The 10,740-nt window shown below is 75.0% G+C and carries 9 protein-coding genes and 1 pseudogene; 4 read left to right on the plus strand and 6 right to left on the minus strand.

The genetic code is table 11. The features are described 5' to 3' along the window. Nucleotides 1–245 precede the first annotated feature (245 nt). A pseudogene (locus E0D90_RS18720) lies at nucleotides 246–755 on the minus strand (SigE family RNA polymerase sigma factor); the annotation flags it as partial. Between the two features lie 418 nt (nucleotides 756–1,173). Then, nucleotides 1,174–1,479 carry a hypothetical protein gene (locus E0D90_RS18725; RefSeq protein WP_103528689.1) on the minus strand — a complete coding sequence of 102 codons (306 nt, stop codon included), beginning with the start codon at nucleotides 1,477–1,479 and terminating at the stop codon, nucleotides 1,174–1,176. A gap of 588 nt (nucleotides 1,480–2,067) precedes the next feature. On the opposite strand from E0D90_RS18725, the gene E0D90_RS18730 reads away from it, so the two are divergent. After that, on the plus strand, nucleotides 2,068–2,787 hold the full coding sequence (locus tag E0D90_RS18730; protein ID WP_130799337.1) for a helix-turn-helix domain-containing protein: 720 nt from the start codon (nucleotides 2,068–2,070) through the stop codon (nucleotides 2,785–2,787). 68 nt (nucleotides 2,788–2,855) lie between these two features. Here the strand turns inward: E0D90_RS18730 and E0D90_RS18735 are convergent, their stop codons facing one another. Further along, the gene (locus E0D90_RS18735; protein ID WP_130799338.1) at nucleotides 2,856–3,266 is read right to left on the minus strand and encodes a VOC family protein; all 411 of its coding nucleotides are present in this window, start codon (nucleotides 3,264–3,266) and stop codon (nucleotides 2,856–2,858) included. A gap of 108 nt (nucleotides 3,267–3,374) precedes the next feature. On the opposite strand from E0D90_RS18735, the gene E0D90_RS18740 reads away from it, so the two are divergent. Beyond that, nucleotides 3,375–4,898: a serine hydrolase domain-containing protein gene (locus E0D90_RS18740; protein WP_130799339.1), complete on the plus strand. Its 1,524-nt coding sequence runs from the start codon at nucleotides 3,375–3,377 to the stop codon at nucleotides 4,896–4,898. 151 nt (nucleotides 4,899–5,049) lie between these two features. Here E0D90_RS18740 and E0D90_RS18745 read toward each other — a convergent pair whose 3' ends face one another. Then, nucleotides 5,050–5,505 carry a GNAT family N-acetyltransferase gene (locus tag E0D90_RS18745; protein WP_130799340.1) on the minus strand — a complete coding sequence of 152 codons (456 nt, stop codon included), beginning with the start codon at nucleotides 5,503–5,505 and terminating at the stop codon, nucleotides 5,050–5,052. Nucleotides 5,506–5,728: 223 nt separating this feature from the next. On the opposite strand from E0D90_RS18745, the gene E0D90_RS18750 reads away from it, so the two are divergent. After that, nucleotides 5,729–7,090, plus strand: coding sequence for a globin domain-containing protein (locus E0D90_RS18750; protein WP_374754059.1), 1,362 nt, complete (start codon nucleotides 5,729–5,731; stop codon nucleotides 7,088–7,090). A 64-nt stretch (nucleotides 7,091–7,154) separates the two neighbouring features. Continuing rightward, entirely contained in the window at nucleotides 7,155–8,825 is a 1,671-nt protein-coding gene (locus E0D90_RS28425) for a pyridoxamine 5'-phosphate oxidase family protein (protein WP_307721156.1), read from the plus strand. A gap of 49 nt (nucleotides 8,826–8,874) precedes the next feature. Here the strand turns inward: E0D90_RS28425 and E0D90_RS18760 are convergent, their stop codons facing one another. Together E0D90_RS18760 and E0D90_RS18765 are read right to left on the minus strand one after the other, a co-directional pair. Continuing rightward, entirely contained in the window at nucleotides 8,875–9,387 is a 513-nt protein-coding gene (locus tag E0D90_RS18760; RefSeq protein WP_130799341.1) for an NUDIX domain-containing protein, read from the minus strand. Nucleotides 9,388–9,457: 70 nt separating this feature from the next. Then, on the minus strand, nucleotides 9,458–10,684 hold the full coding sequence (locus E0D90_RS18765) for a cystathionine gamma-lyase (RefSeq protein WP_130799342.1): 1,227 nt from the start codon (nucleotides 10,682–10,684) through the stop codon (nucleotides 9,458–9,460). Nucleotides 10,685–10,740: the final 56 nt, after the last annotated feature.

Genomic DNA, 10,740 nt, shown 5'->3' on the forward strand with positions numbered 1-10,740 from the left:
GGCAGCCGGGGTCAGGCGGCGAGCGGCTGTTCCTTCACCGCCGGAGCGGCGATCAGGGGGCGTACGACGGAGCCGGTGGCGGCGACATCCCCGGCCGGGTCGACCTCGGACAGCGCCGGTCCCGGCAGGGCCGGCCCGGACGCCGAGGATGTCGAGGCGGAAGGCGTCGAGGCGGAAGACGTCGAGGCGGCGGGGTGCGAGGCGACGCGCCGGGACGGGGCCGACTCGGAGACGATGGACTCGCCGAGCGCGACATCCTCACGCAGCTTGGTCAGCGCCCTGGAGACGGCGCTCTTGACCGTGCCGACCGAGACCCCGAGGACCTCCGCGGTGCGCACCTCGCTGAGGTCCTCGTAGTACCGCAGCACCACCATTGCCCGCTGGCGGGCGGGCAGCCGGAGCACGGCCTGCCACATGGCGTCCCGAACCGCCTGCTGCTCGCCGGGGTCCACGGCTGGCAGCGGCTCGGGCTCGGGCAGTTCGTTGGTGACGAACTCGTCGACGCGACGCTTGCGCCACTGTGAGGTGCGGGTGTTGACCAGGGTCCGCCGGACATACCCGTCCACCGCGCGATGATCGGCGATGCGGTCCCACGCGATGTAGGTCTTGGTGAGAGCGGTCTGCAACAGATCTTCGGCGTCGTGCGGATCCGCGGTGAGGGAGCGGGCCGTGCGCATCAGCACCGGGCGACGCGCCTGCACGTAGGACGCGAAACTGAGCGGCGTCACCTGCGAGGTGCTTCCTGGCGTGGTCATGCTTCATAACGTAGGCCGGGAGGGGGGCCGACCGGATCGGCCACAGGTCGCGATGCGCTCTCCGCCTAGCGGAGTAGTGGTGGGGCTGTCTCCACCTCCCGTGGGTGGAGGAGGCGCGGTCCCCGGGTCGGGGTTCTCAGGGTCGCGTCAGGGTACTTCCCCTAGGCGCTCCGCACCGCGGTCCGCGTGACCACGTGTTCCACGTGAAACAGGTGGCCAGCGGGCTCTCATGAGTGCCACCCGGGGAACCCTGGGCTCCGTTTGGCGGCTTCTTCCGACCTACCCTGCGGGCCGCCCGGTCACACCCGGACCGGGAACCCTACCGGCCCCGTGACCACCCGGGAGGGGTGCGGTCACGGGGCCGGTCCCGTCAGAGGCGCCGGTGGATCCCCCCGGGACGATCACCGGCGCCCCCGGTTCACCAGAGGTTGGTGAAGTTCACCGTGGCGTTGGTCTGGTCGATCACGGTGAGGCCGCTGCCCACGACGCTCGCGGTGTTGTTCTGGTTCGCCGCTCCCGCGCCGGTCGCGGCCTGCTGCGTGGTGGTGGAGTTACCGCTGTTGTTGCCACCGACACCGCTGCCCGAGTTGCTGACGGCGGACGCGTTGGATCCGAAGCCCGCGATCGCCCCGCTGTCGGCCTGGGCGATGCCGCCCATCAGCCCGAAGGCGAGCGGCACGGCCGCAGCAGCGGCGACGATACGGGCGGTACGGATGCTGGTCATCTGGTTCCTCCATGGACTCTGGCACTGTGCGTGGTGGCGAGTAGCCGTGCTGCCGTTGTGCGGTATCGCGGATGAAACCGTGGGGGCGAGAGGGAAGCACGGGGCCGCGGCGCGGCTCCGGCGTGCGGGGCGGGAAAGGCGTTTGCCGGCGTAGCTGGTGGTGCCGGCGGTGTGCTGCGGTTGCTGTTCAGCGCTGCCCGTGGGCGAGCCCGGTCCGGTTGGGGCCGCCGATGGGAAGTGGCCGCGGGGGCCTGGTCGTTGGTCCGTCGGATCGGGTGATCCGCCGTGGTCCGGGTCCGCCGACCCGGGTGATCGTTGTGATGTCGCGACCCGATGCTGCCCGTGCCGAACCCCGGGAATCTCGCCCCAGCCGAGCTTCGCTCGCTCGGATGACGAGCCCTCCGCGAAACCCCACGATCCGGGTGTTTCGCAGGACGTCACGCGACGTGACGAGGGCGCGTCACGGCACGGTGGCGCCCGGGACGGCGCTCGCGTCAGCGGCGAACGCCGGGTGGTGAACGCCTGCCAGGGCCCCCTCGCCGCCGCTCTCGGACGGCGAGTGTCGGTGCCGGGGTGCAAGCTGTGCCCATGTACCAGGAACGCCCCTCGGACGCCGTGCCCGGAGCGGTGGCGTGGTGGCGTGCTCCGGCCGAGCCGGCCACGCCGTTCCGGGTGCTGCCGGACGGCTGCATGGATCTCATCTGGCGGGACGGGCTGCTGGTGGCCGGTCCCGACACCAGGGCGCAGGTCGGGGAGTCACCGGCCGGGGCCGCCTACGACGGCATCCGGCTGCCGCCCGGAACCGGCCCCGGTGTCTTCGGGCTCCCCGCGCACGAGCTGCGGGACCAGCGGGTGGGGCTGGACTCCCTCTGGCCGGACGCGGAGGTCCGGGAGCTCGCCGAGCGGGTGGCCGCGGCGCCCGACCGTTCGAAGGCCCTGGCGGAGATCGTGCGTGAGCGGCGCCGGCTGCACGGGGTGGGAGCGGCAGGGACGGACGGGGACGGCGCGCGGGCCGAGACGATCCGGCGACTGGTTCTGCGGGGCGCCCTCGGCGGGCGCGGTGTGGCGGACACCGCGCGGGCCGTCGGCCTCAGCGAGCGGCAGTTGCACCGCCGCTGTCGGGCCCTCTTCGGCTACGGCGCCAAGACGCTGGAGCGGGTGCTGCGAATGCGTCGGGCGCTGGAGTTGGTCGGCGCGGGCGTGCCGGCGGCGGAGGCCGCCGCACGGGCCGGGTACGCCGACCAACCGCACCTCGCCCGGGAGGTCCGGGAGTTGGCCGGGGTGCCGCTGTCCCGGTTGGCGGGCTGAGAGAAGCCGCGCGGGGCGGGCGCGGCCAGACGCGGGGTGGTCCGGCCGGGCCAGAGGCCGGCGAGGGGTCAGGCGGTGCCGTCGCCGGGGGCGGTGAGCGGTGCGAAGAGGTCGACCGTGTTGCCGTCGGGGTCCTCGACCACGGCGTAGCGCTGCCCCCAGGGAGCGTCGAAGGGCTCCGTCTCACCCGGGTGCCCGGCTGCCGTCAGTTCGGCGTACACCGCGTCGACCTCGGCCGGACTGTCGCAGAGGAACGCGGGCACCAGTCCGCCGCCGCTGCCGGGCTGCCAGTCCGGCTGGAAGGAGCGGATCGTCTCGGCTGTGTCCCAGGCCATCCGGAGCCCGCCCGGCAGCACGGCCTCGACATGGGGCGCGTCGTCCGAGCCCTCGGGTACATCCACGCCGAGCCGGCGGTAGAAGGCGAGCGACGCCGCCAGGTCCGAGGTGACCAGGCCGATGAGATCGATACGAGGAGTCATGTCCGCAGGCTAGACCGGAGTCGGTGGATCGGTCTTGAACGAATCGGACGCCGCGCGCCTCGCGAAAACCTGGTGGCCGCGGGCGCGGGCGTCGGATATCCATGGCCCATGACCGACCTCCCGCACGAACGATTCGCGACCGACCTCCAGAACCAGTCGGCACCGCCGGAGCCGGGCGACGTCCCGGGCGACGTCCCGGGCGATGTCCCGGTCGACCGGCCCGACCCCGGCCTGCTCCCAGCCGACGACGGCACGTCCGCCACGGCCACCGGCAGGGCCGAGTTGCTGCCCGAGACCCGGCGGGCGCTGCTGCACGCCCTGGCGAAGGCACAGGTGAACGGGCGGGCACCGTCCACGGTCGCGGCGGTGGTCCGTGACGGCAGAGCACAGTGGTTCGCCACCCGGGGAGAGGTGGCGGGCGCGGCTCCCGGCCCCGACACCCAGTACCGGATCGGCTCGCTGACCAAGACGTTCGTCGCCGTCCTCGTCCTGCGGCTGCGCGAGGAGGGGCTGCTGGCACTCGACGACCGTCTGGACACGCATCTCCCCGAGGCGCCGGAGGCCGGTGACGCCACCGTCGCCCAGTTGCTCTCGCACTCCTCGGGACTGGCCGCCGAGGCGTCCGGGCCGTGGTGGGAGCGGACGCCCGGCGAGCTGCGGCCCGACCTTCCCGACGTGTTCGGCGAGAAGCCCAGGCCGCACCGTCCCGGCCGGCTGTTCCACTACTCCAACCCCGGATTCGCGCTGCTCGGCGCCCTGGTGGAGAAGGTGCGCGGCGACGGCTGGTTCGCGGTGCTGCGCCGTGAGGTGCTGGAGCCCCTCGGCATGACCGGCACCACGCCGCTGCCGCGGGCACCGCATGCCGAGGGCTGGGCGGTCCACCCGTACGCGGACGTGGTCCTCCCCGAGCCGGCGGCCGACACGGGGCTGATGGCGCCGGCCGGTCAGCTGTGGTCGACGGCGGCGGACCTCTGCCGGTTCGCGGCGTTCCTCACCGACGGCGACCCGCGGGTACTGGGCGCCGAGACGCTGGCCGAGATGCGGCGGCCCGCCGCCGCGCCCGCGTCCGGCGACTGGCGGGCGGGCTACGGGCTCGGCATGCAGCTGGACACCGTGGACGGCCGGGCACTGTCCGGCCACACCGGTTCCATGCCCGGCTTCGTCGCCGCGCTGTGGACCAGCCCGGCGGACGGCCTCGCGACCGTCGTGCTCGCCAACGCCACATCGGGCCTCCGGGTCGGCGGGGTCGCCGCCGAGCTGCTGGGGCTGGTCGCGGCTCGGGAACCGGCACTGCCCGCGCCCTGGCGCCCCGACCCGGACGCGGACCACGCGCTCCTGGAGCTGTGCGGCACCTGGCACTGGGGCGCGGCTCCCACCCAGCTGCTGCTGGGCCCCGGCCGCACGCTGACCCTCGGCATGCCGGGCGCGGGACGGGGTTCGGCCTTCCGGCCGGAGCCGGACGGCACCTGGACCGGGCTGGACGGCTACCTTGCGGGCGAACGGCTGCGCGTGGTCCGGCACGAGGACGGCTCGGTGAGCCACCTCGATGTCGGCACGTTCGTCTACACCCGCGAGCCGTACGGACCGGCGGCTCCGGTGCCCGGCGGCGTCGACCCGGACGGCTGGCGCTGACCACGACCTGCGGCGCCGCGCCTGCCAGGACGTGCCGTCACCCGCGCCCGGTGCGTGGGTGACGGCGCCGCAGCGCGGACGCGGACCGGGACCGTCCACGCCGGGCCTCGCCCCGTGCGGACCGGAACGTCCACGCCGGGCCTCGCCCCGGTCAGAGCGCCCGCTTGAACCCCACGTGCGAGGGCTCGAAACCGAGCCGCTCGTAGAAGCGGTGGGCGTCCACGCGCGTGGCGTCGCTGGTGAGCTGGACGAGGGCGCAGTCCAGCCGGCGGGCCTCGCTCACCGCCCACTCGATCAGCTCGCCGCCGAGGCCGCTCCCCCGGGCGTCCGCGTGGACCCGCACCGCCTCGATCAGGGCCCGGGAGGCGCCCTTGCGCGAGAGGCCGGGGATGACGGTGAGCTGGAGGGTCCCGATGACCTGGCCCGCCCGGACCGCGACCACCAGATGCTGGTTGGGGTCGGCCTCGATGTTCCGGTAGGCGGACCGGTAGGGCGTCAGGTCGGCAGGGTCCTCGCGTTCGGCGCCCAGCGGGTCGTCGGCCAGCATGGCGACGATGGCGGGCAGGTCGTCGGCAACGGCGGTTCGTATCGTCACATCGCTATTCATCGACCGTCACGATAGCGCCGGGCCGAGGAGGCGCCCCGGCGTGCGCGGCCCCGCGCCCACCGCGGCGGGCCGGCCGCGCCGTGCCCCGCGCCCGCCGGGGACGGCGAACTCGCGCTCCGCACCGCCCGCCCGCGTCGGTGCGGCCGGGCAGTTTACGTCGTCCTGGGGGATCTTCGCCCGAGTTTCCCGGTAACCACCCGCAGGGCGTGAGGGTGTTGACACGCTGTGCGACCGGAAGCAGTCGTCCGGGCCAGTCGAGTCCAAGGGCAGGGTCATGACCGTAATGTCGGTGAACAGCGGCGCCGGTGCGGCGGGCGGGAACGAGCGGCGTGTACCGCTCTCCGTCTCGTACGAACGCGCCGCCGGTCGGTACGAGGTCCCGGCGGTGCCGGGCCGCCGCGAGCAGACCGCACCGGACGGTTGCTCCCCCGGCGGGCGGAACGGCCCGCGGCCCGCCGCACCCCGCCGCCCCTCGCCCGACGCCGTGCTGATCCGCCGCACGCTCGACGAGATCGCCCCCGTCGCCGACGCGACGACCTCCTACTTCTACGCCCTGCTCTTCCTGCGCAACCCGGAACTGCGGCAGCTGTTCCCGCCGGCCATGGACGTGCAGCGCGACCGGCTGTTCTCCGCACTGCTGGGGGCGGCCGACCGCTTCGACGACGGGGAGGCCCTGGGCCGCTATCTCGCCGAACTGGGGCGCGGCCACCGGAAGTACGGCACCCTCGACGAGCACTACCCGGCCGTCGGGGAGTGCCTGCTCGGGGCGCTGGGCCGCTACGCGTCCCGGATCTGGGACCCGGCGACGCAGGCCGCCTGGGTACGCGCCTACACCGCGATCTCCCAGACCATGATCGACGCGGCCGCCGCCGACGCACAGCGGGCACCGGCCTGGTGGAACGCCGAGATCGTGGCGCACGAGCAGCGCACCTCGGACGTCGCGGTGATCACCGTCCGGCCCGACCAGCCGTACCGGTTCACCGCCGGCCAGTACGCCGGGGTCGAGACCCCGTGGTGGCCGCGCGTCTGGCGCACCTACTCCTTCGCCACCGCGCCCGACGCCGGTGGACTGCTCTCGTTCCACGTCAAGGCCGTCCCCGCGGGCTGGGTGTCGGGGGCGCTGGTGCGCCGGGCGCGCGTCGGTGACGTCATCCGCCTGGGCCCGCCGGCCGGTTCGATGACGGTGGACCACAACGCCGACACCGGGCTGCTCTGCCTGGGCGGGAGCACCGGCATCGCCCCGATCAAGGCGCTGGTCGAGGACGTCGCCGAGCACGGGCGCCGCCGGCCCGTCCAGTTGTTCTTCGGCGCCCGGCGCGACAGTGACCTCTACGACCTTCCCTCCCTGCTGGAGCTGGAACGGCGGCATCCGTGGCTGTCGGTGCGGACCGTGGTGACCGCCGCCCCGGGTCGCGAGCCGGCGGGTGAACTGCCCGACGCCGTGCGCCGCCTGGGCCCGTGGCAGGAGTACGACGGCTACCTCTCCGGCCCCGCGGAGATGGTGCGCAGCGGGGTGGACGCCCTCACTTCCGCCGGAATCCCCGCCGAGCGCATCCGGCACGACTTTGCGGATATACGCAACTGAGTGAGAGCCTGCGCACACATCGCGCGGCAGGAACCCAGCGGCATGGCATAGGGGCTTGGGGGCTATGGCGGAGATCAGCGGAACCGGTCACGGGCGGCCCGGTCGCGAGTCCGGCGACGGCACCGGCATCGATACCGGCACCGGCACCGGGCACGAGCCGAGGACATCGGCGACGAGCGCGGCGCACCCGACGGCACCGTCCCCCGCCAGGCCGGGCGGCGCCGGGCAGTGGGCCGTGCAGGAACAGCTCGGTACCACCGAGGCGGCCGAGCGCTTCCACGCCGAACAGGTGCTGGACCATCTCAACGACCGGATGCGGGAGTTCGCGTCCCGCCAGGAGATGTTCTTCCTCTCGACCTCGAACCGGTTCGGAGAGTGCCACAGCACGCTGCGCGCCGGGCCGCGCGGGTTTCTCCGGGCGCTGGACGAGCGGACGCTCCTCTACCCCGAGTACCGGGGCAACGGGGTCCACGCCAGCCTGGGCAACATCGCGGAGAACCCCCACGCCGGGCTGCTGCTGGTCGACTTCGAGCGGGCCCGGATCGGACTGCACGTCAACGGCCGGGCGCATCTGGTGCCGGACGCCGAGGTGCGGGAGCTGCATCCCGAGATCCCGCCGGACCCGTCCCCGGGCCGGGCCTCGCAGCTGTGGGTACGGATCGACGTGATCAGCGCCCACATCCACGGCGCCGCCCACATCCCGCATCTGGTGACCGCGCCGAAGCGGGCCCCGCGCGAGTGGGGCACGCAGGACTACCGGCACAAGGGCGGTGACTTCTTCGGCGTCGCACGCACCAGGCCGGCGACGGCGGGGCCGCCGGTTCCGCCGCACCAGGCCGGCGTGCCGTCGGCGGGCGGGCCCTGGGCCCCGGCCGCAGCCGGGGCGACCGGTGCGACCGGTGCGACGGAGGTGCCCGAGACGGCCGAGGTGCCCGGGGCGGGCCGTCCCGGGCCGGGCCAGGGAGTCGGGGCGACGGGTACGGCCGTGACGATGGGGGCGACGACCGACGGCCCCTCGCCGGTCGCGGACCGGCCGCCGGCGGCAGCCCCGGACGCTCTCCCGGGCGCGGCTGTCCCGGGCACCGCCGTGCCGGGACGGGCAGCCCCGGCTGCCCGCACCGGTCCCGACCCCGACGCCCCGGAAGCCGCCGAGCGGGAAGGGGCGGACACCGGCGTCGGCACCCCCATCACCTTCTCTGGGCCGGTGCCCTACGTGGCGCCACTGCCGGTGCGCGAACGTCCCGGTGCCGCCCCGGCGGGCCGGCCGCCGGGCGGTCTGACCGGGCCCGGCCTCCTGGCCCCGGGCGCGGCCCGTCCGCCGCAGCCGCCGCCGCACGGCGGCGCTCCGAGCGCACCGAGCGCACCGAGCGCACCGGCCGAGGGCGCACCCGCCCCGGCGTCCACGCCCCCCGTGCCTACGACGGACGAACGCGCGCCGGGCGGGGCTGCCCCGCCGGCACCCCCCGCGCCGGGTCCTCACCCTCCGATCGACCTCTATGCGGCGCACGCCGGCCATGCGGACCCGCCGCAGCCGCCCCCGCACCGGTCGGGTCCGTCGTCGCCCCCGGCGGGCACGCAGCCCGGGCCCCCGCAGTCTGGTCAGGCGCAGCCCGGTCAGCCGCAGCCCGCGCCCGCCATTCAGGCATGGCGGGCGCAGGCGGAACGCGCGCTGGCCGAGGCGGAGCGGCGGGGGCGCGGGGAGGAACCCGAGTCGGGCGGCTGGTTCGGCGGCTGACCCACGGCCGCCCGCTCGCCCTCCTGCGCGCGTCGGGCGGCGTGCCGGCTCAGCGCAGGTCGGCGGCGAGCAGCGTGAGCACGCCGGGCACATTGCGCGTGAGGTAGTCGAGCAGCGTCTCGGGCACGAGGTTGACGGAGGCGAGCCCTTCGGGTGTGAAGGGCAGCCGGACCGTCTCGTACGTCCCGCAGGGGTTGTCGATCTCGGGGCCGTGGCGCAGCCGGGCGTCCATCGAGGCGAGCCGGCACACGAAGAAGTGCTGCACCTTCAGCCCGGGGGGTGTGGGCGGGTCGCCCTCCTGCGGGACGTGCGGCACCGTGTCGACGAAGGCGGGGACGGCGTCCGTGACCTTCGCGCCCAGTTCCTCCAGCAACTCGCGGTGCAGGGCGTCGAGGACGGAGGCGTCCTCGCTCTCCACTCCGCCGCCGGGGGTGATCCAGTAGGGCGGGCGGTCGGGCTTGGTCCGTTTGATGACGATCAGCTCGACCGGCCGTCCGGCGTCGGGGCGGTCGAGCAGGATGGCACGGGCGGTGCGTTTGACCACGGGTTGCGCATGGGCCATGGAGGATGTCTCGCCCGTGGACAACCCGGCGAAACCTCCCGTCCGGAACGGCTCGTTCCGCCCGGCGCCCTCAGCCGTCGGTGCCGAGCGCCGCATCGAGCGCCTGCCCGAGGTCGGCCAGCAGGTCCGCCGGGTCCTCGATGCCCGCCGAGAAGCGGATGAAGCCGGGCGGCACCTGGGCCTCCACCGCCACGTCCGCAGCGCCGTCTGCGGGCAGGGCCGGCTCGGTCCAGCGCGCGCGGCGCTCCGCGGTGGAGCGGACACCGCCGAAGCTGGTGGCCTCGCCGACCAGCCGGAGTGCGGCCAGGAACCGTTCGGCGTGGGCGCGGTCGGGCAGCGTGAAGGAGACGACGCCGCCGAAGGCGGACATCTGGGCGGCGGCCACCTCGTGGGCGGGGTCGTCCGGAAGGCCGGGGTAGCGGACGCCTGTGATCTCCGCGCGCTCACGCAGCCACCGGGCCAGCGTCAGGGCGGTGGCCGACTGGCGCTCCAGGCGCAGCGGCAGCGTGGCGAGGCCACGGTGGGCGAGCCAGCTCTCCATCGGGCCGGGGACGGCGCCGACCGAGGCCCGCCAGCGGACGACCGGTTCGAGAAGCGCGGCGTCGCGCGCCGCCACATAGCCGAGTAGGACATCGCCGTGGCCGCTGAACCCCTTGGTGCCGCTGGCCACCGACAGGTCGGCGCCGAGCTCCAGCGGACGCTGGCCGAGCGGGGTGGCCAGGGTGTTGTCCACGGCGACGAGGACGCCGCGGGCGTGGGCGGCGTCCGCGAGGGCGCGGATGTCGCAGGCGTCGAGCCCGGGGTTGGCGGGGGTCTCCAGCCACAGCAGGCGGGCGCCGTCCAGGGCGGCGAGCTGGCCGTCGTGATCAGGGGTGTCGACCTCGCGGACGTGGACGCCGAAGTCGGTGAGCTGGTCGGCGAGCTGGTGGACGCCGTGGTAGCCGTCGGACGGGAGCACGACGGTGTCACCGGGTCGCAGGTGCCCGAAGAGGGCGGCGGCCACGGCTGCCATGCCTGAGGCGAAGACGGCGGCCGCTGCCGGAACGTCCGGGGACTCCAGCTCGGCGATGGCCCCCTCCAGCGCGGTCCAGGTGGGGTTGGTGTTGCGGCCGTAGGCGTACGGCGCGCCCGTCGGGTCGCCGGGAAGGTGGTAGTGCGCGGCGAGGACCGGCCCGGGCATGTGCGGGCTGAACGGTTCCGGTTCGGGAAGACCAGCGTGCACCGCGCGGGTCGCGTCGCCGGTGCCGGCCGGGGACGGGCGCGGGGCGGAGGGGCGCGGAGCGGGTGAGTCGGACATGCGCGTCAGGGTAACGGGCCCGGTCAGCGGCCTGCCGGGCCGTCCCGGCATCCGGC

Source organism: Streptomyces otsuchiensis, assembly GCF_004305975.1.
GTDB lineage: Bacteria > Actinomycetota > Actinomycetes > Streptomycetales > Streptomycetaceae > Streptomyces > Streptomyces otsuchiensis.